Below are 22299 nucleotides of genomic sequence, written 5' to 3' on the forward strand. Positions count from 1 at the left end.
TGTTTGAAATATCCCGCCTGCGCTAAGCCTGAGCCGCGTTCAGGGTTAAGATAGCCACATTATGTTCCCGCAACCGGAAAGCCACCTTGCGTCCTGATAAGCCCATATCAAAACTGGAGTTCTGGTTTTATCGCCATTACCGCTCCGTTCACGGCGTGCGCATTGCCATCGCCTTTTTGCTCTGCTTCATCTTTGTCCGGGCAACCGGGATACCTGAAGGCACCTGGCCGCTGATTACGCTGGTGGTGGTGATGGGACCGATCTCCACCTGGGGAAATGTCTTTCCGCGCGCGCTGCAGCGTATCAGCGGCACGGTGGCGGGCTCCATCTCCGGTCTGATTGCTCTGAAGCTGGAACTGATCTCGATGCCGGTGATGCTGGCCTGGTGCGGTGTCATCATGGTGATCAGCGGCTATCTGACGCTGGGCAAACATCCCTACATGGCGCTGTTGATCGGAATTACGCTGAGTGTGGTGGTGGGTGCGCCAACCGGCGATTTCACCATGGCATTGTGGCGGGGCGGTGATGTGATTCTGGGATCGCTGATGGCGCTGCTGTTTACCGCGATCTGGGCGCAGCGGGCCTACATCCACTGGCGTATTCAGCTCTCTGACGCGCTGGCGGAAATGGCGAAGATCTATCACGCCGGTTTTTCGCCCAACCTGGTTGAAAAGCCGCGTCTCAACAAGCCGCTGAGCAAATTGCTGAGCAGCGTCATTAAGATGCGAGCGCTGCTGGAGCCGTCGAGCAAAGAGACGCGCATCCCGAAGTCGGTGCTTGAAGCCATTCAGACCATTAACCGTAATATGGTTAACACCATTGAGATGCAGATTAATGCCTGGTGGGCATCGCGTGAAAGCCATCTGATTATGCTTAACGCACCCGCACTTCGCCGCACCCAGCAGATGACCGAGAACACGCTGCGGGCGCTGTCGGTGATGGCGATTGAGGGGGAAACGGAAGAGGTGATTGCCAACAGCCATGAGCTGACTGAAATCAGCGGCGAACTGCGACGGCTGATCGCCGACGCGGGCAGCGATGGTCTGGAAGAGACGCCCATCTACGGCTACGTCTGGCTGACGCTGGAACTGGCGAAACAGCTGGAGCGGATGACCGATCTGATGCGAATGGCGCTGCGCAAATAATCACCTCAGACAATGACTTAATGTGAAACCGGGTTTCTTTGCGCTAAGATAAGAGCCAGTCTGAATTTAGCTGTGAAAATTGCTTACCTGGCGGGCTAGCCGCTAAGCTGATCGTTTTGACTCTCTCCCTGCGTCAGCAGGCTCAAAGAAAGGTGCCATCATGGAAAATGCCAAGCAGTCATTTCAGGACGTACTGGAGTTCGTGCGTATGTTCCGCCGCAAAAACAAACTGCAGCGTGAAATCGTCGACAACGAGAAGAAAATTCGCGACAACCAGAAGCGCGTTCTGCTGCTCGACAACCTGAGCGAATATATCAAACCGGGCATGAGCGTTGAGGCTATTCAGGAAATCATCGCCAGCATGCGTGTGGATTATGAAGATCGCGTCGATGAGTACATCATCAAAAACGCCGACCTGTCGAAAGAGCGTCGCGAGCTGTCTAAAAAGATCAAAGCGATGGGCGTGGGCGAACACCCAAAAGCGTAAGGGCCTATAGCTGAGCGCTAATGCGACTGAGCTCCCATGCGAACCCGCTTCCACTCTGGTGGAGCGGGTTTTTTATTGCCCGCATAACCGCAGATTTATTTACCCGCCAGCCTTCGCGCAATCCCCTGTAGCTGCTGTGACAGCGCCACTAAATCGACCTGCTTATCTGCGGGCGGGGCGGTGGTCTCGCGGATCACCAGCGTAGTTTCCAGCGCGATGTGTGAAGCTTCTTCACCCTGAAGCCGCGCCAGCATCCGCTCGACGCTCTGTGCGCCAAGAAAGTGTAAATCCTGCCGCACCGTGGTCAGCGGCGGCTGATACCACGCGCTCTCTGCGGTATCATCATAACCAATCACCGATATCTCACCGGGAATCGCCACGCCATACTGATGCAGCGCCCGCATCGCACCCAGCGCCATCTGATCGTTTGCGACCAGCAGCGCCTGTGGCAGATCGTCGGGCAACTGCGCCAGCAGCGCCTGGTAGCCGGACTGTGCGCTCCAGTCGCCCCGCAGGGAACAGTGCGGCGTTAACTGATGATCGGCCAGCGCCTGACGCCATGCGTTTTCACGCTGACGGGCGGACACCGAGCGCAGCGGTCCATTTAGCAGGCCAATCTGACGGTGACCCAGCGCCACGAGATGTTCAACGGCAGCGCGCGCGCCAGACTCATTCGGGTACTGACACTGCGCCACCGCGGCCCTGGGTTCAACATCCAGAAAGATTACCGGTTTACTGCCACACAGCAACTGGATCTGCTGCGCCTCGTCCGCCTCCAGCGGCAGATTGATCAGCAGCCCATCGACCCGCTGTGCCAGCAGTTCATTCACGGTGGCTGCCGCATCGTTACCGCTGTCCATCGCGATCACCAGATGATATCCCGCCCTCGCAGCACGCTGCTGAATCGCCGAGGCGATCTGCGCCGGTGCCATCAGCGCCAGATCGCTGGTAGCCAGACCGAGCGTGCGCGTCGCTTTGCCCGCCAGCTGCTGCGCCACGCGATTAGGCACATAATTGAGCTGCTGCATTGCCGCCTCAACCCTTTGCCGCGTGCGGGCTGACACCTGTTCAGAACGATTTAAAACACGTGAAACGGTTTGATATGAGACGCCAGCCAGTTGAGCGACATCATCGAGGGTCACGGAGCGGGAAGTCATTGAACTCTCCAAAATATGAAGCGATGAGTGTAGCAAATTTTCCTGCTGCGCTGCTGCTGCTGACCACACTTTCACCGCCACACTGCCGGGGCCATTCCCGCACCCGGTCAGCGCAGTCGGCCCTGGTTAACGCTGTTGCAGATAGACCTGCAGATTCACATCCACTGCGTTCAACAGCGGCGTCGCGAGGCCATTTCGTTTCGCCCGCAGCAGCAGATCGCCTATCACCTGATCCGCTTCGATATCAGAGCCCTGGGTGAGATCGCGATACATAGAGGAGGTCATGGGCGTCGCCGGATTGTTCAGCAGCTCAAAAATGCGGGCGGTGACCGCCGGGCGCGGCTGATAGCCTTCGGCAGTGATGACGTACAGAATCTCAGTGAAAACCCCCTGTAACAGCGCTTCACCGCCGCGCGAGGTGAGAATTTGCTGAGTATTGCCGCGTGCCAGGCAGCAGACCGCGCCCAGCGTGCTCAGCAGCAGCCACTTTTCCCACAGTTCATCCATGATGTTGTCACTGAACAGGGTATCAACCCGACAGTCGCGCAGTGCGGCATCAACCCGCTGCAGCCGCGCGTCGTTGTTACCGTCCAGCGCACCGTATAAGAGCTGATGCAGCGGCGTCATCTGGATCACTTCACCCTGGTCACCCAGCGTGGCATTGATTTTACACAGGCCGCCAATCACCTTATCTTCGCCGAAACGCTGTTGTAGTGTTGCGATGTGCCGCATTCCGTTGAGAATCGGCATGATCAGGGTTTCCGGGCCGACCGCAGGCGCAATGTCATCCATGACCTGATCAAGGGCAAAGCTCTTCACCGTCACGATAATCAGGTCATAGTGGCTTTTCAGCGTGCTGGCCTGGATTAGCTGCGGCTGAAACTTTTCAGTGCCCTGCAGCGTCTGTAATACCAGACCGTGGGTCTGAAGCTGCTGATAACGCCGTTCACGTACCAGAAACGTGACATCCTGACCTGCCTGAATCAGTCGTGCCCCAAAATACCCGCCGGTCGCCCCGGCACCTGCCATCAGAATACGCATCCCACTCTCCCTTTCTGAAAACCTCTACCTTAGAACGCCGCAGCCGGGCTTACCAGTCTTAGCAAGGTCAGAGCGCATTGAGGAGCATAAAATGCCAGGTCGGGAAAGCGTCGGCAGGGAGGCGGCAACGCAGAGTCTCCCTCTATTCCGGTCCGGTTAAACGATTAAGCCAGCATGGTGCGTTACAGCCGGGTGACGCCCAGCGCGGCGGCCTGCTGCTCCCATGCCAGCACGACCTGATAATTGTCCCGATGCACCGGGCTGAATCCGCCGATCAGATTATCGTCGCAGATGGCGCGAAACGCAGGGTCGCTCACCAGCTGAAGCAGTATTGTGCGTAAAGTCTCCAGCAGGGCCGCTGACGTTGAGGCTGCCGTGATCAGCGGTAATCCGGGTGCGGCTGGTGACTCTCCGATGATATGCAGGCCGCGCAGTTCCTCAGGTGCATGGCGCGCCAGCAGCGCCCAGCTGACGCAGTCGATCGCCGTGATATCCGCCTGTGAATCCCGCAGTGCCGCCAGCGACTGACGGTGCCCGCCGCTCAGCAACAGCTGCGAAAACGTTATGCCCTGAAGCGCAGCGACAAACCGCAGCGTGTTATAGCCAGAGTGCGAGTCCAGGCTGTTTGCCACGGCCCGCTGACCATTAAAATCGGCGAGCGTTGCCTTTTTATCCCGCGCCACCAGCCAGCTGCGATATGCGTAACCGTTGCAGCCCGGTGCCCGATAGTGAAATGCACCGACCAGTTGCACTGCAGGCAATTGACTGACCAGCGGATAGCCGCAGGTCTGGCTCAGCAGCAACCGATCATTCTGCCAGTGTGTCAGCAAATCCTCAGGCCAGACCGGTTGCGCGGCCATACCCTGCTGTGCCAGCAGGGTAACCATCGCCTGCATCAGCGCCTGCGTAGCGGGTGGATGAATCGCATACATCGGCAAAGCGAGCAGGGTATTCATGTGTGTTTTCCGGTGGCGCGTAATGCTCTCAAGGGTAGTTCAGATTCAGCAGCAACCTGCGCCCCGGCAATCTATTGGGCGTACCCGTGTCTGACAGCTGAAACCCGCAGAAACCCGAAGAGTGAAAGCCAGGTTGGTCAAAAGTAACGTGGATACGCTGCAGGCTATGTCGAAAATCCTGAATATAGCGCTGAAAGATATTGACTATCAGTGGCGGCGCGGAGGGCGTAACCTTCCCCTATCGAATATCGCCTTATGCTCACAGGCGTTTAACGCCTGTCAGGAGAACTACAGATGAAAAATATTGGCTTCTTATCTTTTGGTCACTGGACGCCTTCGTCTCAGTCTGCCACCCGTACCGCGCAGGATGTCTTATTGCAGTCGATCGACCTGGCGGTCGCCGCCGAAGAACTGGGCGCAGATGGCGCTTACTTCCGCGTCCACCATTTTGCCCGCCAGCTGAGCTCGCCATTTCCGCTGCTGGCTGCCGTGGCCGCGCGCACCAAAAAGATTGAGATTGGCACCGGCGTCATCGACATGCGCTATGAAAACCCACTCTACATGGTGGAAGACGCCAGTTCAGCAGACCTGATCTCCAATGGTCGTCTGCAACTGGGTCTGAGCCGCGGTTCACCGGAGCAGGTGATTGATGGCTGGCGCTACTTTGGCTTTGAACCCAAAGCGGGTGAAAGCGATGCGGATATGGGACGTCGTCACACCGAAGAGTTCCTGGAGGTGCTGCGCGGCGAAGGCTTTGCGAAGCCGAATCCGCAGCCGATGTTCCCGAATCCGCCTGGCCTGCTGCGCCCTGAGCCGCTTTCTGAAGGGCTGCGCGACCGCATCTGGTGGGGCTCCGGATCCAATGCCACCGCAGAGTGGGCAGCAAAAATGGGCATGAACCTGCAAAGCTCAACCCTGAAAGATGATGAAACGGGTGAGCCGTTCCACATTCAGCAGGCGAAACAGATTCGCGCCTATCGTGAGGCCTGGAAAGCAGCCGGGCATCAGCATGCGCCACGCGTCTCTGTCAGCCGCAGTATCTTTGCGCTGGTGAATGATATGGACCGCGCCTATTTTGGCCGCAGCGGTAACGACCAGGATTCGGTCGGTTTTCTGGATGAGAAAACCCGAGCCATCTTTGGCCGCAGCTACGCCGCAGAGCCTGAAGTGCTCATTAAGCAGCTGGCACAGGATGAAGCCATTGCCGAAGCGGATACGCTGCTGCTCACCGTGCCTAACCAGCTCGGTGTCGCCTATAACGCCCATGTTATTGAGGCGATCCTGAAGTATGTCGCCCCGGAACTCGGCTGGCGTTAAGTGACCCAGCGCCCTGGATAAGCAGGGCGCTATCTGGTTTACCTTGTCCGCAAATGATGCGCGTTCGTTGTAATGTCTCTGCAGCCTGTGCGTATCATCACCTTCTGATTCTTTAGCTTTTCCCCTCTGCGTTTATCGCTGGCAGGTTATTCCCGACCTGACAGGGTATTTCTCGCTCACTCACTCACTCTTAGTTAATACCTGCGATTTCTGGAGTGGTGACTTTTCCCTATTTTAGTCACGCCTGCGCCTGGAAGGGAGTTACATCCACTTAGTCAGCGTTTCAGCAAATCTTCTGCTTAAGCCTTTGCTGCTCGTTGCTCTTTAAAGATCGGCTCAACGGATAATGCCTTTCCGTAATTAGTGACCATTGACAATATTGGTCACATGATAACAAAATGGCGGCACTCTCCTGCTTACTGTTGAAGGTCATTTATGCTCAGGTTTATTCCCGCCACCCTGGTTGTTTGTCTGCTGCCACTGGCGCTGGTGGGCTGCCGGGACAACGCGTCCAAAGCGGATCCGCGCACCCAGCCGCCGCTGGTCAGGGTCACGAAAGTTCTCAGCGCTGCGGATGACAGTCGCGCATTCAGCGGCATCGTGGTTGCCCGGGTTCAGAGCGACCTCGGCTTTCGGATATCGGGCAAAATCCTCGAAAGGCTGGTGGACAGCGGCCAGCGTGTGAAGCGTGGTCAGCCGCTGATGCGGCTTGATCCGGTCGATCTGCGACTGCAGGCCCAGGCCGCACAGCAGAGTGTTGCCGCTGCGCAGGCACGCGTCAGACAGACCCGTGCCGATGAAGCGCGTTACCACACACTGATGGCAACCGGCGCGGTTTCCGTGTCGGCCTATGACCAGATTCGGGCCGCTGCGGCCACCGCGCTGGCCGATCTGAAAGCCGCGCAGGCGCAGGCCAGCGTGGCGACTAATGCCAGTGGATATGCGCTGTTACTGGCGGATGACGACGGTGTGGTGATGGCAACACTGGCGGAGCCGGGCCAGGTGGTGAGCGCCGGTGAGGCGGTTGTCAGACTGGCCAGAGCCGGGCAGCGTGAGGCGAGCGTTCAGTTGCCGGAGACGCTTCGTCCCGCAGTGGGCAGCGAGGCGCAGGCAACGCTCTATGGTGCGGGTAGTGCGCCCGTGTCAGCCCGGCTTCGGCAACTGGCGGATGCAGCCGATCCGATGACGCGCACCTATGAGGCGAGATATGTGCTGGAGGGCGCACTGGCCAGCGCGCCACTGGGTGCTACCGTCACAATTTCGTTAATCAATAAACCCGTGCAACCGCAGCTGAAGGTGCCGCTGGCTGCGATCTATGATGCCGGTAAAGGGCCAGGCGTCTGGGATATTACGGGGCTGCCTGCCACTGTTGCCTGGCGGCCGGTAACAGTGATCGCGATCGGTGACGAGGCGGCGACCGTGACGGGGCAGTTGAATGCAGGCGATCGGATCGTGGCTCTCGGGGCACATCTGTTGCAGCAGGGCGAGCGCGTGCGACCCGATGACGCTGCGGTTGCAGGGAGCCAGCCATGAGCCACGGACGCTTTAATCTGTCAGCACTGGCCGTGCGCGAACGCGCCATCACGCTGTTTCTGATCATCCTGATTACGGTGGCGGGCATCCTGTCCTTTTTCGAACTGGGCCGGGCAGAAGATCCGCCGTTCACCGTAAAACAGATGACGATTATCTCCGCGTGGCCAGGTGCGACGGCGCAGGAGATGCAGGATCAGGTGGCCGAACCGCTGGAGAAGCGGCTTCAGGAGCTGCGGTGGTATGACCGCAGCGAAACTTATACGCGGCCTGGCCTGGCGTTCACCATGCTCTCCCTGCAGGACAAAACGCCGCCCTCCCAGGTTCAGGAGGAGTTTTACCAGGCTCGTAAGAAGCTGGGCGATGAGAGCAGAAATCTGCCCGCCGGGGTCATCGGGCCGATGATCAACGACGAGTTCTCTGACGTGACCTTTGCGCTTCTGGCGCTGAAGGCAAAAGGAGAGCCGCAGCGCCTGCTGGTGCGTGAGGCGGAATCACTGCGTCAGCAATTGCTGCATCTGCCGGGTGTGAAAAAGGTCAATATCATCGGCGAGCAGAGTGAGCGCATCTATGTTTCGTTTTCACACGATCGGCTGGCGACGCTCGGTATTACCCCACAGGAAATTTTTGCGGCACTGAACGACCAGAATGTCCTGACGCCTGCGGGCTCGATCGATACTCAGGGACCGCAGGTGTTTATCCGGCTGGAGGGCGCTTTTGATAAGCTGGAAAAAATTCGTGAGACACCGATTGTGGCGCAGGGGAGAAGCCTGAAGCTGGCAGACGTGGCTACCGTGACGCGGGGATATGAAGATCCCGCCACGTTTAAGGTTCGTCATCAGGGTGAACCCGCATTGCTGCTCGGTATTGTGATGCGTGATGGCTGGAACGGGCTGGCGTTGGGCAAGGCTCTGGCTGCTGAAACCGTCAGCATTAATCAGGCGATGCCGTTGGGGATGTCACTGACTCAGGTCACCGATCAGTCCGTGAATATCCGTTCAGCGGTCGATGAATTTATGATTAAGTTCGTCGTGGCATTACTGGTGGTGATGGTGGTCTGCTTCGTCAGCATGGGCTGGCGTGTCGGAGTAGTGGTGGCGGCGGCCGTTCCGCTCACCCTGGCGGTAGTATTTGTGGTGATGGAAGCCTCCGGCAAAAACTTTGACCGCATCACGCTGGGATCGTTGATTCTGGCCCTGGGCCTGCTGGTGGATGATGCCATTATTGCCATTGAGATGATGGTCGTGAAGATGGAGGAGGGCTACGACCGCATCAAGGCGTCTGCCTATGCCTGGAGTCATACGGCGGCACCGATGCTGGCCGGAACCCTGGTCACCGCCGTGGGCTTTATGCCCAATGGTTTTGCGCAGTCCACGGCGGGTGAATACACCAGCAATATGTTCTGGATAGTCGGTATCGCCCTGATTGCCTCCTGGATTGTGGCCGTGGTATTTACCCCTTACCTCGGGGTGAAGCTGCTGCCTGACATCAAAACGGTGGAAGGCGGTCATGCAGCCATCTACAACACACACAACTACAATCGCTTTCGCCAGCTACTGACCGGTGTGATTGCGCGTAAAGGCTGGGTAGCAGGCGTGGTCATTGCCCTGTTTATTATCGCAGTGCTCGGGATGACGCTGGTAAAAAAGCAGTTTTTCCCGACCTCAGACCGGCCTGAAGTGCTGGTTGAAGTTCAGCTTCCCTACGGCAGCGCCATTGAACAGACAGCGGCTGCGGCTGAAAAGATTGAGACCTGGCTTAAACAGCAGCGTGAGGCAAAAATCGTCACCACCTACATTGGTCAGGGACCGCCGCGTTTTTACCTGGCGATGGCACCCGAACTGCCCGATCCCGCCTTTGCCAAGCTGGTCATACTGACCGACAGTCAGGATGCACGCGAGGCGTTAAAAGCGCAGCTTCGCACCGCAATCGCCCGCGGCCTGGTGCCTGAAGCGCAGGTTCGCGTGACACAACTGGTATTTGGCCCTTATTCACCTTATCCGGTGGCGTGGCGCGTGATGGGGCCGGACCCGGTACGCCTGCATGTTATCGCTAATCAGGTGGAAGCCGTACTGCGTGCCAGCCCGATGATGAGGACGGTGAACACCGACTGGGGCGCACCCGTGCCGACACTGCATTTCTCGCTGGATCAAAACCGACTGCAGGCTGTGGGCCTGACCTCCAGTGAAGTCGCCCGGCAGTTGCAGTTTCTGTTGACGGGCGTGCCGGTCACCACCGTGCGGGAAGATATCCGCGCGGTCCAGGTCGTGGGCCGTGCCGCCGGAGATATCCGGCTCGATCCGGCTAAGATTGCTGACTTCACGCTGGCAGGTGCGGCGGGGCAACGTATCCCACTGTCGCAGATTGGTGAGGTGCAGGTGAAAATGGAAGATCCCCTGCTGAGGCGGCGCGACCGTACACCGACCATTACTGTTCGCGGAGATATTGCTGACTCCCTGCAGCCGCCGGATGTCTCCACGGCGCTGAATAAAACTCTGCAACCGATCATCGCAACGCTGCCTGCGGGCTATCGCATTGAACTGGCCGGTGCAATAGAGGAGTCCGGTAAAGCGACACAGGCGATGGCGCCGCTGTTCCCAATCATGATTGCGATCACACTTTTAATCATCATTTTGCAGGTGCGTTCTCTGTCGGCGATGGTGATGGTCTTTCTCACCGCACCTCTCGGGCTGATAGGTGTTGTGCCGACGCTGCTGCTGTTCGGTCAGCCGTTTGGTATCAATGCGCTGGTCGGGCTGATTGCCCTGTCGGGTATCCTGATGCGTAACACGCTGATCCTGATAGGGCAGATCCACCATAACGAACAGCAGGGGCTGGCACCTTTTGCTGCGGTGGTAGAAGCGACCGTACAGCGTGCGCGTCCTGTGTTACTGACGGCGATGGCGGCGGTGCTGGCGTTTATTCCACTCACCCACTCGGTGTTCTGGGGAACGCTGGCCTACACGCTGATTGGCGGCACGCTGGGCGGTACCCTAATCACGCTGGTTTTCCTGCCCGCGATGTATGCGATCTGGTTCCGTATTCGTCTGCCAGAGAGTAAAACGGCAGTTGTGAAACCGGCGCTGTCGGAATAGTCTCAGGGTGGCGGTTGCCGCTTCGCTGCTTTTTTTAAGCACAGCGGCGGCCGTCGGTTCATTGCCTTAAGCTTTTGAAGAAGGTGCATAAAAAGGTAAAAGCTATCAAACATATAGGATGAGACAGGTGTGCGATCCTGAAAATCCTCTATAGAGTAGCGATGAAAATACAAAAAAGAGGTGTGACCATGAGCAATTCCGTTGATGAAGATGCAAAAGATGCAAAGCCTATTGTCGAAGCCGATCGCGAAGCGCCTGAGGGAAAATGTCCTTTTCATGCGGGCAAACCACCTCAGTCAAATCAGGCGCCGGGTGGCGGAACAACTAACCGTGACTGGTGGCCGAATCAACTCCGGGTTGACCTGCTGAACCAGCACTCATCCCGTTCGAACCCGCTTGATGAATCCTTCGATTACCGTAAAGAATTTGCCAAATTAGATTACTCTGCACTGAAAGCTGACATCAAAGGGTTGCTCACCGAATCACAATCCTGGTGGCCCGCTGACTGGGGCAGCTATATCGGTCTGTTTATTCGCATGGCCTGGCACAGCGCCGGAACCTATCGCTCCGTGGACGGACGCGGTGGTTCGGGCCGTGGTCAGCAACGTTTCGCCCCGTTAAACTCCTGGCCTGATAACGTCAGCCTGGATAAAGCGCGCCGTTTACTGTGGCCAATCAAACAGAAATATGGTCAGAAAATCTCCTGGGCCGACCTCTATATTCTGGCGGGTAACGTTGCGCTGGAAAACTCCGGGTTCCGCACCTTTGGCTTTGGTGCCGGCCGTGACGATGTCTGGGAACCGGATATGGATGTGAACTGGGGCGAAGAAGCGGCCTGGCTGGAACACCGTCATCCGGAATCTCTGGCGCAGTCACCACTGGGCGCCACTGAAATGGGTCTGATCTACGTGAACCCGGAAGGTCCGGAACACAGCGGTGATCCTGCTTCTGCGGCCCCGGCTATTCGTGCCACCTTCGGCAACATGGGCATGAACGACGAAGAGATCGTCGCGCTGATTGCAGGTGGTCATACGCTGGGTAAAACCCACGGTGCCGCACCCGCCAGCCACGTCGGTGTCGATCCCGAAACCGCGCCCATTGAAGCGCAGGGCCTGGGCTGGGTTAACAGCCACGGCACGGGTGTCGGTGCAGATGCGATTACCTCTGGCCTGGAAGTCATCTGGTCTCAGACGCCTACCCAGTGGAGCAACTACTTCTTCGAGAACCTGTTCAAATATGAGTGGGTCCAGACGCGCAGTCCGGCGGGCGCTATTCAGTTTGAAGCGGCTGATGCACCGGAAATCATCCCGGATGCGTTTGATTCCACGAAGAAACACAAACCGACCATGCTGGTCACTGACCTGACGCTGCGTTTTGACCCGGAATTTGAAAAAATTTCGCGTCGATTCCACAACGATCCGCAGGCGTTCAACGAAGCCTTTGCCCGTGCCTGGTTTAAGCTGACGCACCGTGATATGGGGCCAAAAGCGCGTTACATCGGTCCGGAAGTGCCGCAGGAAGATCTGATCTGGCAGGATCCGCTGCCTGCACCGGTTTATCATCCAACCGTGGCAGATATCGCCCAGCTGAAAGAGAAGATTGCAGCATCCGGTCTCAGCGTCAGCGAGCTGGTGTCAGTTGCGTGGGCCTCGGCATCCACCTTCCGTGGTGGCGACAAGCGTGGTGGTGCCAACGGTGCCCGACTGGCGCTGCTGCCGCAACGTGAATGGCAGGTCAATGCCATCGCGGCACGCGTGTTGCCGACGCTGGAAGCGATCCAGCGCGAAGCACACAAGGCTTCACTGGCGGATGTGATCGTGCTGGCGGGTGTTGTGGGCGTTGAGCAGGCGGCGAAAGCGGCTGGCGTCGCGATTGAGGTTCCGTTCACGCCGGGCCGCGTTGATGCGCGTCAGGATCAGACCGACATCGAGTCGTTCGATCTGCTGAAACCGCGTGCTGATGGTTTCCGCAACTACGGCACTGGCTTTGGCAAAACCACCACTGAAAGTCTGCTGATCGATAAAGCGCAACAGCTGACGCTGACTGTGCCGGAGTTAACGGTGCTGGTGGGCGGGATGCGTGCACTGGGTGCTAACTTTGATGGCAGCCAGCACGGTATCTTCACGCACCATGTGGGATCGCTGAACACAGATTTCTTCGTCAATCTGCTGGATATGCGTACCGAATGGAAAGCGACTGATAGCAGCAACGAGCACTTTACCGGACGTGATCGTGTTAATGGGGAAACCCGTTTCACCGCCACCCGCGCCGACCTGGTATTCGGTTCTAACGCGGTGTTACGTGCCTCGGCGGAAGTCTATGCCAGCAGTGATGCCCGTGAAAAATTCGTCAAAGACTTTGTGGCCGCCTGGACCAAAGTGATGAATCTGGATCGGTTTGATATCTGACTGGTGTTAACGCGGTAAAACGCTGACAAGTGACTGCACCCCAAAAGTTGGTAATCCAACTGAGTAGGGTGCAGTTTTTTTTGCGCGCTATGCTTCTGATGGCAGGTCTGAGGCGATCCTTTTTACTCAGACCTGGTGTGGCAGATAATTACTCGTCCAGTTTCAGCGGCGGCAACTGCGCAAAAATGCTCAGCAGCCCTTCGCCCCAGCCCTTGCGGATCATGTCGAAATAGGGGTGCGTTTCGGTAATTCGATGCTGCTGCGCGGCACTAAAGCTGTCTTTGGGGTAGGTCATCACATCCAGCGGCAGGCCCACGGAAAGATTACTGCGCAGTGTGGAGTCCATCGAAATCAGTGCACATTGCATCGCCTGATCCAGAGCGGTGTCGTAGTTCAGCACGCGATCAATAATCGGCTTACCATACTTACTCTCACCTACCTGGAAATAGGGCGTGTCGTGCGTGGCTTCAATGAAGTTTCCCTGCGGATAGATGTGGAACAGCCGCAGACCTTCCCCTTTAATCTGTCCGCCGAGCAACAGGTTGCAGCTGAAATCTGTATTGCTGCCCTGATTTGCGCCGCTGTCCCGGGCGATCACTTCTCGCACCGTTTCACCCAGCAAACTGGCGGCATCATACAGGGACGTTACGTTCAGCAGGTTTTCCCGTTCATCGTCTGCGCAGCGACGATGCAGCAGACTGATAATGCTCTGTGTGGTCGCCAGATTTCCGGCACTCTGAATCACCAGCACGCGCTCATCGCTTTGATGAAACACATGCAGTTTACGGAAGGTGGAAATATGGTCCACTCCGGCATTGGTGCGTGAATCTGAAACAAACACCAGGCCAGAGGACAAGCGCATGGCCACACAGTAAGTCATAAAATGGCTTCCTCAGGTATTCAGGATCATTGCGGAACGTCGAGCATGGCAACGGCGGCAACAGTGCGCATGTCTTCGCTTCCTCCACCTAACCGGATACCGCGGACCGGGCATGCATCAAGATAATCTATGCCGATAGCCAGTTTCAAATGCTGATTCGGTTGGCAGGTGTTATTGGTGACATCAAAGCTCTGCCACCGGTCATCCAGCCAGGCTTCCGCCCACGCATGCATGGCCACATGTGCGGAGTCTTCCGAGTATAGATAGCCGCTGACGTAACGCGCCGGGATACCCAGGCTGCGGCAGCAGGCCAGGAAAACATGCGTGTGGTCCTGACATACGCCGGTTTGGGCGGAAAAGGCCTGGGAAGCGCTGTCTTTTACCGTGGTGCTGCCGGGGTTATAGGGCATTTTCAGCAGCAGTTCGCCCATCAGATTGCACAGACTCTCATGCTGTGCCTGCGGCCGGTAGTAACGACTGGCGAAATCGCGGATCGCGCCATCGGCCAGCGTCAGCGGGCTGGTGCGCAGAAACACCAGTGGTGAGAGATGCCCGCAATTATCGTCTTCCGTATTATCTTCAATCTCCACCACGCCGTTGGCGACAATGGTAATGGCCTGATGGGGCTGGTCGAGTGTCAGAACATGCAGGATATTGCCGTAAGCATCCAGCGTGCGGGTGGCGTATTCTGGCAAGGTCAGATCCCACGACAATATCTTCTGATGACTGGAATCCTGCGGCGTAAGGCGAAGATATTGCGTGCTGTGTTTAACCTGTTGCGCATAGCTGTAATGCGTCTGATGCGTGACATTCAGTTTCATTATTGAGCCTCCAGATAGGTTTGATGAATGCACTCAGCGATGGCAGTGGTCTGATCCAGAAACTGCATCAGCCAGGGACTGAGACCCATCTCAACAATTTCGTCCATTTCGGTGAAGCGCAGCTGAGCGTAAAGGGTATGAACGCGACGACGGGGCTGATTACCCGCGCTGCCACCGATCTCATCCAGCTCCTGGGCCATAAGTTCGATGCAGGAAAGCAGAGAACGCGGTAGCTCGCGGCGCAGTATCAACAGCTCGGCAATACCTCTCTGGCTGATTTGCTGCTTATAAAGCGTGTGGAACGCTTCGCGGGCGCTGACTGCACGCAATAGCGTGTCCATCCGGTAGTATTCACGCACCGGATCCTCATCGGCGTTCAACAGCTGATTTTTAGCATCCAGCAGGCGCGCGGTGCTGTCTGCGCGTTCCAGCAGGGTACCGAGGCGGATGAAGTTTTGTGCATCACTGCGCAGCAAGGTGCCAAACATCGCCCCACGGAACAGATGTGAACGCTCTTTGACCCAGTCAAAGAACGCGTCTGCACCGGCAGAACCGACGCCCTGACGGCGGATCAGCTTCATCTCTATCCACGTGGCATTGATGCTTTCCCAGACTTCAGAGGAAAGGCTGCCGCGCACCGCATGCGCATTGTTCCAGGCCATTTGCAGACAACTGAAAATGCTGCTGTGGTTGAAACTGTCCAGTGCGAAGAAATTAAGCAGATTCCCCATCGACGCCTGCGGATAGTGCTCGTCGAACAGATCCCGCGTGCCGGTCATGGTCAGCGGGACCAGTAAATCATTGTTTTCATCGCGTGCGTGGACATCACGGATCGACATCATCGAAAGCTTATTGGTCACGTCCAGCAGGCGTGCAATTGTCTCGGCGCGTTCCAGATAACGTGCCATCCAGTACAGTTCGCTGGCTGTTCTGCTTAGCATGCGTCATCCTCCGTCGCATTTTCTTCCAGTACCCAGGTATCTTTGGTTCCGCCGCCCTGAGAGGAATTCACCACCAGTGAGCCTTCTTCCAGTGCTACGCGGGTTAATCCACCTGGTACCAGACGAATTTCGGCGCCAGTCAGCGCAAAGGGCCGCAGGTCGATGTGACGCGGTGCGAGCCCGTTATCGACAAAGGTCGGGCAGGTGGAAAGCGCCAGTGTTTCCTGCGCGATGTAATTTTCCGGGCGGGCGCGCAACAATTCGCGAAAGCGTTCGATTTCCGCCTTGCTGGCCTTGGGGCCAATCAGCATGCCGTAACCGCCAGCACCATGAACCTCTTTCACCACCATTTTTTCCAGGTTTGCCAGTACGAAAGAGAGATCGCTCTCTTTGCGGCATTGCCACGTCGGCACGTTGTTGAGAATGGGATCCTCAGCAAGGTAGTAGCGGATCATCTCCGGAACATACGGATAGATCGATTTATCATCTGCCACGCCGGTGCCTATCGCATTCGCCAGCACCACACCACCGGATCGGTAGACTGACAGCAGGCCGGGAACGCCGAGCATGGAATCGGCGCGAAACGCCAGCGGGTCGAGGAAGGCGTCGTCGATACGTCGATAGATCACATCAATCCTGCAGGGACCTGCGGTAGTGCGCATAAACACCGCGCCGTCTTTCACGAACAGATCGACACTTTCAACCAGTTCAACGCCCATTTGTTGAGCGAGGAAGCTGTGCTCGAAATAGGCGCTGTTAAAGCGGCCAGGTGTCAGTACCACAACGGTCGGATCGTTGACGGTGGTGCTTTCGCGCAGGGTTTGCAGTAAGTGAGAAGGGTAGCGGGAAACCGGCGCGATACGCTGCCCGGCAAACAGTTCGGGATATAACCGCATCATCATTTTGCGGTTTTCCAGCATGTAAGAGACACCAGAGGGCGTGCGAAGGTTATCTTCCAGCACGTAATATTCGCCATCGCCTCCCCGCACCATGTCGGTTCCGGCAATGTGGGCGTAAGTATCACGGTGAAGGTCGATACCCTGCATGCACGGCTGATACTGCTCGTTGGCCAGCACCTGTTCAGCGGGGACGATCCCTGCCTTGAGGATCTTCTGGTCATGATAAATATCATGCAGAAACGCATTGAGTGCCTGAACCCGCTGACGAATCCCGCGATCCAGCATCTGCCATTCGCTGGCCGGAATAATACGTGGCACGCTGTCGAACGGGATCAGCCGTTCCGCGCCATCGTCTTCACCATAAACATTAAAGGTAATCCCCACCCGGTGAAACAACAGCGCAGCTTCCTCTTTTTTGCGCTGGACGGCCTGCTGATCGGCTTTCTGCAACCACTGCCAGTAGTCCTGATAATGGCTGCGGTGTTTACCTTCAGCCATCAACATTTCATCAAAAAAGGGTGAATCGGAAAGGTCAATCTTGATCATCATCACCTCACAAACAGGACAGGCTGCAATTGAATCGTTCAATAACACTGACGATCAGGCATAAAGTGTGCCAGGGTGCAAAATGGGCTGAAAATCAGGGAAAAAGGGGCGGTTCTGCCCTGTTCGGGTGCGGCTCGCTTTCAGGTTGTGTGAAAAGAGGGCAAAAACAAGGTGCTTACTTTAAATATGGTCGCTGATGAGGCAATTGCCAGTAATGCCAGGAAACGACGCACTTACCGCAGAGTCCGCTTATCGGCTCCATGTGGATCAATTCAAGCTGCCTTAAGCAACATCTGCTTATGGAGCGCAGCAGAAAAACTCCAGGAATGAGAGATCTGTTGAGCGCGAGCAGCGGACAGTGAGTGAGACTGAAGCGGTAAGATAATTCAGACATTCAGGGCGATTCAGGCTGCAATTTATGTTTATATAAATTTTGAGAATCAGTAGCTAAGAATTTTTAAGAGGGGGAATGTGCGTATTCGACCATCATCACGGCTGATCATTCTTTCGCCTGAAAATCATGTCCTGCTCTTCAGGTTCTGTCATGAAGACGATGCTCTGAGGGGAAAAACATACTGGGCAACGCCGGGAGGAGGGCTTGAAAATAATGAATCTTTCGAGCAGGCCGCTCTACGCGAATTATTTGAAGAGACGGGTTTGACAGGAACATTAACTGGACCAGAAATAGCGTCCCGAACTTTCACAATGATGTTACCCAGTGGAGAGACAGTACTTGCTGATGAGCGGTTCTTTATGGTTAATGCAAAGACCGTCGATCTCGATCGCTCAGGATGGAGTAGCAATGAAAAGGAAGTCATTCGCGATTATCATTGGTGGACAATAGAAGAGCTGATACACACCAATGAGACAATTTTTCCACGCGACTTAATCATTAACATACTTCAAAGCAAGCCGGACGGATCGTCGACGTTAACGGCGTCATGATATTCTGAACCTCTTCACTGACGCAAAACTGTCCACGGTTGTAACCCGTCTTTCTTCAATGTCATGACTTTGCTGCTATCAGCCCGTCACATAACAGCAACTGCCGCTCTCAAATATTTATTAGGGTGAAAATCCTTAAGAGCCAGGGTTGCCTGAAGAGAAGGGTTATTCAGACTCAAACGCCAAAAAGCAAAAAGCCCGCTTAGTTTCCTAAGCAGGCTTTTCTAATTTGGCTCCTCTGACTGGACTCGAACCAGTGACATACGGATTAACAGTCCGCCGTTCTACCGACTGAACTACAGAGGAATCGTTTGAACGGGGCGCATAGTAACGGCCACGCCGGAGCATGTCAAAGCTCTTTTTCATAAATTCGCGCGACTGCTGAAATAGTCGCCACTATCGCGTGTTATGCCGTGACAGAACGCGCTGCAAGGAGCATTCATGCGGAAAAAGAGGCACGCAAAACTGAGGTGTTTATGAGGTGTTCCGATGGTGCAAAGCGCTTGTCAGACTGCTGTGCGCATGATTTAAGCGGATAGTTTTTTACGGCCGTCACAAAGTCTCTATTCTCGCTTTGTCAGCAACAGAAACGAAACGTAGATTTCATTTCAATCCTGAACAGAATATACGGAGTTGACATGAACAAAGTCAGAATCGGCATGATCGGCAGCGGCTATATCGGGCGCTGCCACGCAATTGCCTACGCCCAGGCACCCACAGTCTTCGCGCTGAAAGGCGAAATCGTGCGGGAGATGCTGGCCGAAGTGAATCCTGAACTGGCGGCCCGACAGGCAGCAACCTTTGGTTTTGCGCGTTCAACCGGTGACTGGCGCGCCCTGGTCAGCGATCCGGCGATTGATGTGGTGGATATCTGCGCGCCTAACTTCCTGCACAAAGAGATGGCGCTGGAGGCGATTCGCCACGGCAAACATGTCTATTCAGAAAAGCCGCTGTCGCTGAGCGTGGCGGACGCGCAGGAGATGGTCGCGGCGGCTGAAGCCGCAGGGGTAAAAACGCTGGTCGGCTTCAACTATATGAAAAACCCCACCAGCCAGCTGGCAAAAGAGATCATTGCCAATGGCGAAATTGGTGATGTGGTGCATTTCTACGGCACCCACAACGAAGATTACCTCGCCAGACCGGAAACCCCGCTCGACTGGCACTGTCAGAAAGCGCTGGCCGGTCTGGGTGCGCTGGGCGATCTGGCGGCGCATATCGTCAATATGGCGCACTACCTGGTCGGTGACATTGCAGAGGTCAGCGGCGACATGATGACGGTAATTACCTCACGGCCCGACCCGAAAGCACCTGAACGGCAGTTACCGGTTGAAAACGAGGATCAGGCCAGCGCGCTGCTGCGCTTCTCGAATGGCGCACATGGCGTGATTGAAACCTCACGCATCGCCTGTGGCGCAAAAATGGGGCTGACGTACGTCGTCACCGGCACCAATGGCACACTGCGGTATACCCAGGAGCGTATGGCGGAGCTTGAGCTTTATCTGCATGACGATCCCGCCGGGCGTCAGGGATTTAAAACCATCCTCACCGGGCCGGCACATCCAGACTACGCGAACTTCTGTGTTTCAGCCGGGCACGGCATCGGATTTAACGATCAAAAAACGGTGGAAATCCGCGATCTGATCAACGGTATCGCGGCGGGTGATCGAATGTGGCCCGATTTCGCAGAGGGATTGCAGGTGCAGAAAGTCCTGGAAGCGATTGCGCACTCCGCAGAGCAGCGTCGCTGGATCGCGGTGTAATGCAGCGTCACAGGTGAGAGGAGATTGCCGCTGCGGTAATGAATGCCGTCGGGCAGGGCGGGAACCTGGGTTTCCCGCCCTGACGTAATCAGATCAAGCCGCTTTTTTCCCACCACAGCTTGTCCAGCGCATAGAACCGATCACGCTGGCTCTCCGGCTGATTGAGATCGCGTTTCCACGGCTTCGCCAGAATATAGTGCAGGTTCTTCACCTCATCATCCTGCCAGAGGCCACGGTGCTGGAAGGGCAGCGTTTTTAACGCATTGTAGATATAAGAGAGCGGTTTCCAGCGTTCCGCGAACACTTCATTCAGCAGATCCTGTTCAGAGAAAGGATAAGCGCTAAGATCATCAATGGCGGCAATACGTTTTTCCAGTGCGTCGAACATTGCGTTGTCAGGCTTCAGCACCAGAAAACCGCCGTTGAGATAATAGTCGACGCTCTCCGGCGCCTGCTCACCGCGTGCCTGCCAGGTGTAATGACACTGCTCTGGCTGCCATTCTGGCGGATAAGAGGCAATCTGGTTGGGATTACAGCGGCAGGCGTGACAGGCAGCCAGCGGGTTTTCACCCAGATCCAGCGTAAACAGCTCATCCATGTTTTTAAGCACCAGCATATCCGCATCCAGGAACACCACGCGCTGATAATCAGTGAGCTGCCATGCGCGCAGCTTGGTCCAGACCTCACCAAACTGCGCCGAGGCGTAATGCTGGTCAAGATCGTCACGCGGATAGAGCGGATCGACCGGTTTAATCACACAGCCTTCATTTTGCAGAATCTGACAGTCAGCGTCTGAAATCGCCGATGTCGTCATCACCACCAGCGGCCACTGGCTCTGGCTCTCTTTCAGCGAACGGTGCAGCGCTTTCACGCCCACCAGATAATCGGGTTGTGTTAACAGCGTTACCCAGGCAAACATAGCTTTCCTCAATCAGTCAAAAAGTGGCGTGATGTAGTCGTTACCCAGTCGGCCCTGCGGGTCGAGCTGGCTGCGCAGGGCGCGGAAGGCGTCCCACTTCGGATAGATCTCACGCCAGTTGTAGCGTTCTTCGTCGTAATACTTGCCCCAGTGCGGGCGTCCACCCTCCTCGGCGAGCAATTTTTCCACTTCAGTCAGGAAGTGCAGCCCTTCCTGAGATAGCGAGCCATCATCGGCGTAATAGACGACAAAGCCGAAAAAGCAGGTGGGCTGGTCAGTTGCCGGGCTGAGCCAGGCTGATGATGCGCCAGTGCAGCGCAGGATAATCGGGTAGTGCATATGCGGACGGTTTTCGGCATACCATTGCTTGATCCGGCGAATAATGGCCGGCGTTTTTGCCAGCGGTACGCCGATTTCCACATTGATCTGGGGGACTGCAATGCCACGGCAGAAGAGCTGGTAGATGTCACCGGTAACATCGGTGAAGTCACGAAAACGGGTAACGGTGCGGAACTGTTTTCCCCCTTTGCCCTCAATCTGAGTATCGCGATGCATATGCGCCAGCGTCTGGTCGATAGTGTCGTTAAGACTCTCATCAACCTCACCCTCATGTTCCACCACCTGACGACCCTGTGCTTCATAGTGCTCACGCTCTTCGGCACTCGCTTCATGGGCGTTCCAGACGTGCATCAGGTTGTCGTCAACAAACCACCACGCTTTGCTCAGCGGATAGTCGTTGTTCCAGCGCAACAGGTCCTCTTCAAGCGTATCGGCGGACACGGCATTCTTGTGGCAGGTGAAAATGCGAAACGGCTGCGTACGAAGTTTTACCGCAGTAACAATGCCCAGCGCCCCGAGAGAAACCTGCGCGGCCGGGAAGTCAGCTTCACCACGAACAAATTCGCGCACGCTGCCATCGGCCAGCACCATCCGGATTGCCAGCGCCTCATCGGCAATCGAACTCTGCTGCAAACCCTGGCCGTGCGTGCCGGTCGCCATCGCACCGGCCAGCGTCTGAATCGCTATCACACCTGGCGAAGATGCCAGCATGCGGTTCATTTCGGTCAGGCTGCGATAAACCTGCTCAAGCGGGGTCGCGCCACCAAAGGTCACGCTCTCTTCATCGCTGGCGAGCTGGCCACTCAGTGCGCTGAGATCAAGCAGCACATCATCATCAGCGACGTGCAGCATGCGGCCTGGCGACAGCTTGCTGCCAATCACCCGAATCTGACCGCGTGACTCCCGAAGAAGTTTCTGTAATTCCGCTTCACTGGCGGGACGCTGAACCTGCTGACGACGGCCGATCTGCGCGTTCTGCGCCCAGTTCCACAGTGCATCATCATCGGGTTTAATATGGGTCTGACGAAGCGGATAGAGGCGTGCGTCTCTGGTCACAACAGTATTCCTTATTATTGCATTTAAAAGACAAGTATCACTAAGCGTAGACTATTG

At 56.2% G+C, this 22299-nt stretch carries 17 protein-coding genes and 1 tRNA gene; 8 read left to right on the forward strand and 10 right to left on the reverse strand.

What is annotated here, in order from left to right:
* The first annotated feature begins 86 nt into the window (after positions 1–86).
* Positions 87–1145: an FUSC family protein gene (locus tag NP77_RS09095; RefSeq protein ID WP_004571339.1), complete on the forward strand. Its 1059-nt coding sequence runs from the start codon at positions 87–89 to the stop codon at positions 1143–1145.
* 160 nt (positions 1146–1305) lie between these two features.
* Positions 1306–1632 (forward strand): PTS system regulator TmaR, encoded by a 327-nt coding sequence (tmaR, locus tag NP77_RS09100; protein ID WP_004571340.1) that lies wholly within the window; start codon positions 1306–1308, stop codon positions 1630–1632.
* 95 nt (positions 1633–1727) lie between these two features.
* On the opposite strand, the gene NP77_RS09105 is transcribed toward tmaR, so the two are convergent.
* From NP77_RS09105 to NP77_RS09115, 3 genes are all read right to left on the reverse strand, one after another.
* A complete protein-coding gene (locus tag NP77_RS09105) occupies positions 1728–2789 on the reverse strand; it encodes a LacI family DNA-binding transcriptional regulator (protein WP_039659856.1) in 1062 nt (353 codons plus the stop codon).
* Between the two features lie 126 nt (positions 2790–2915).
* The gene (locus tag NP77_RS09110) at positions 2916–3830 is read right to left on the reverse strand and encodes a ketopantoate reductase family protein (protein ID WP_039659857.1); all 915 of its coding nucleotides are present in this window, start codon (positions 3828–3830) and stop codon (positions 2916–2918) included.
* Between the two features lie 182 nt (positions 3831–4012).
* Entirely contained in the window at positions 4013–4786 is a 774-nt protein-coding gene (locus NP77_RS09115; protein WP_039659859.1) for a phosphate/phosphite/phosphonate ABC transporter substrate-binding protein, read from the reverse strand.
* A 294-nt stretch (positions 4787–5080) separates the two neighbouring features.
* Here NP77_RS09115 and NP77_RS09120 point away from each other — a divergent pair, with 294 nt between their 5' ends.
* The 4 genes from NP77_RS09120 (at position 5081) to katG (ending at position 13136) form a co-directional block, all read left to right on the forward strand.
* Positions 5081–6103 (forward strand): LLM class flavin-dependent oxidoreductase, encoded by a 1023-nt coding sequence (locus NP77_RS09120; protein WP_004571347.1) that lies wholly within the window; start codon positions 5081–5083, stop codon positions 6101–6103.
* 435 nt (positions 6104–6538) lie between these two features.
* Positions 6539–7636, forward strand: a complete 1098-nt coding sequence (locus tag NP77_RS09125) for an efflux RND transporter periplasmic adaptor subunit (RefSeq protein ID WP_039659860.1) — start codon at positions 6539–6541, stop codon at positions 7634–7636.
* Positions 7633–10728 (forward strand): efflux RND transporter permease subunit, encoded by a 3096-nt coding sequence (locus tag NP77_RS09130; protein ID WP_039659861.1) that lies wholly within the window; start codon positions 7633–7635, stop codon positions 10726–10728. The genes NP77_RS09125 and NP77_RS09130 overlap by 4 nt, the downstream gene beginning before the upstream one ends.
* 188 nt (positions 10729–10916) lie before the next feature.
* Entirely contained in the window at positions 10917–13136 is a 2220-nt protein-coding gene (gene katG / locus NP77_RS09135; RefSeq protein WP_004571350.1) for a catalase/peroxidase HPI, read from the forward strand.
* Positions 13137–13284: 148 nt separating this feature from the next.
* Here katG and NP77_RS09140 read toward each other — a convergent pair whose 3' ends face one another.
* Genes NP77_RS09140 through NP77_RS09155 form a run of 4 tightly spaced genes read right to left on the reverse strand, consistent with a single transcriptional unit; the run spans position 13285 to position 17223 of the window.
* Complete coding sequence (locus NP77_RS09140; RefSeq protein WP_039659863.1) at positions 13285–14016, reverse strand: proteasome-type protease; 732 nt, start codon at positions 14014–14016, stop codon at positions 13285–13287.
* A gap of 26 nt (positions 14017–14042) precedes the next feature.
* Positions 14043–14837, reverse strand: a complete 795-nt coding sequence (locus tag NP77_RS09145; protein WP_004571352.1) for a transglutaminase family protein — start codon at positions 14835–14837, stop codon at positions 14043–14045.
* Positions 14837–15778, reverse strand: a complete 942-nt coding sequence (locus tag NP77_RS09150; RefSeq protein WP_039659865.1) for an alpha-E domain-containing protein — start codon at positions 15776–15778, stop codon at positions 14837–14839. Before NP77_RS09150 ends, NP77_RS09145 begins: the two co-directional genes overlap by 1 nt.
* Positions 15772–17223 carry a circularly permuted type 2 ATP-grasp protein gene (locus NP77_RS09155; RefSeq protein ID WP_004571354.1) on the reverse strand — a complete coding sequence of 484 codons (1452 nt, stop codon included), beginning with the start codon at positions 17221–17223 and terminating at the stop codon, positions 15772–15774. The genes NP77_RS09150 and NP77_RS09155 overlap by 7 nt, the downstream gene beginning before the upstream one ends.
* Positions 17224–17694: 471 nt before the next feature.
* Here NP77_RS09155 and NP77_RS09160 point away from each other — a divergent pair, with 471 nt between their 5' ends.
* Positions 17695–18168, forward strand: coding sequence for an NUDIX hydrolase (locus tag NP77_RS09160; protein ID WP_039659867.1), 474 nt, complete (start codon positions 17695–17697; stop codon positions 18166–18168).
* Between the two features lie 230 nt (positions 18169–18398).
* Here NP77_RS09160 and NP77_RS09165 read toward each other — a convergent pair.
* Positions 18399–18474 (reverse strand) — tRNA-Asn (locus tag NP77_RS09165).
* 332 nt (positions 18475–18806) lie between these two features.
* On the opposite strand from NP77_RS09165, the gene NP77_RS09170 reads away from it, so the two are divergent.
* Positions 18807–19928 carry a Gfo/Idh/MocA family protein gene (locus tag NP77_RS09170; RefSeq protein ID WP_039659869.1) on the forward strand — a complete coding sequence of 374 codons (1122 nt, stop codon included), beginning with the start codon at positions 18807–18809 and terminating at the stop codon, positions 19926–19928.
* An 88-nt stretch (positions 19929–20016) separates the two neighbouring features.
* Here the strand turns inward: NP77_RS09170 and NP77_RS09175 are convergent, their stop codons facing one another.
* Together NP77_RS09175 and NP77_RS09180 are read right to left on the reverse strand one after the other, a co-directional pair.
* Positions 20017–20847, reverse strand: coding sequence for a glycosyltransferase family 8 protein (locus tag NP77_RS09175; protein ID WP_004571356.1), 831 nt, complete (start codon positions 20845–20847; stop codon positions 20017–20019).
* A gap of 12 nt (positions 20848–20859) precedes the next feature.
* Positions 20860–22242, reverse strand: coding sequence for a D-arabinono-1,4-lactone oxidase (locus tag NP77_RS09180; protein WP_039659870.1), 1383 nt, complete (start codon positions 22240–22242; stop codon positions 20860–20862).
* Positions 22243–22299 lie beyond the last annotated feature (57 nt).

This window comes from Pantoea sp. MBLJ3 (genome assembly GCF_000816655.1).
Taxonomy (GTDB): Bacteria; Pseudomonadota; Gammaproteobacteria; order Enterobacterales; family Enterobacteriaceae; genus Pantoea; species Pantoea eucalypti.

Excerpts from the sequence above, each read along its gene's own strand:
- katG (WP_004571350.1), top strand. The coding sequence starts at position 10,917 with ATGAGCAATTCCGTTGATGAAGATGCAAAAGATGCAAAGCCTATTGTC.
- tmaR (WP_004571340.1), top strand. The coding sequence starts at position 1,306 with ATGGAAAATGCCAAGCAGTCATTTCAGGACGTACTGGAGTTCGTGCGT.
- NP77_RS09140 (WP_039659863.1), bottom strand. The coding sequence starts at position 14,016 with ATGACTTACTGTGTGGCCATGCGCTTGTCCTCTGGCCTGGTGTTTGTT.
- NP77_RS09145 (WP_004571352.1), bottom strand. The coding sequence starts at position 14,837 with ATGAAACTGAATGTCACGCATCAGACGCATTACAGCTATGCGCAACAG.
- NP77_RS09150 (WP_039659865.1), bottom strand. The coding sequence starts at position 15,778 with ATGCTAAGCAGAACAGCCAGCGAACTGTACTGGATGGCACGTTATCTG.
- NP77_RS09155 (WP_004571354.1), bottom strand. The coding sequence starts at position 17,223 with ATGATCAAGATTGACCTTTCCGATTCACCCTTTTTTGATGAAATGTTG.
- NP77_RS09110 (WP_039659857.1), bottom strand. The coding sequence starts at position 3,830 with ATGCGTATTCTGATGGCAGGTGCCGGGGCGACCGGCGGGTATTTTGGG.
- NP77_RS09120 (WP_004571347.1), top strand. The coding sequence starts at position 5,081 with ATGAAAAATATTGGCTTCTTATCTTTTGGTCACTGGACGCCTTCGTCT.
- NP77_RS09175 (WP_004571356.1), bottom strand. The coding sequence starts at position 20,847 with ATGTTTGCCTGGGTAACGCTGTTAACACAACCCGATTATCTGGTGGGC.
- NP77_RS09130 (WP_039659861.1), top strand. The coding sequence starts at position 7,633 with ATGAGCCACGGACGCTTTAATCTGTCAGCACTGGCCGTGCGCGAACGC.
- NP77_RS09125 (WP_039659860.1), top strand. The coding sequence starts at position 6,539 with ATGCTCAGGTTTATTCCCGCCACCCTGGTTGTTTGTCTGCTGCCACTG.
- NP77_RS09105 (WP_039659856.1), bottom strand. The coding sequence starts at position 2,789 with ATGACTTCCCGCTCCGTGACCCTCGATGATGTCGCTCAACTGGCTGGC.
- NP77_RS09170 (WP_039659869.1), top strand. The coding sequence starts at position 18,807 with ATGAACAAAGTCAGAATCGGCATGATCGGCAGCGGCTATATCGGGCGC.
- NP77_RS09115 (WP_039659859.1), bottom strand. The coding sequence starts at position 4,786 with ATGAATACCCTGCTCGCTTTGCCGATGTATGCGATTCATCCACCCGCT.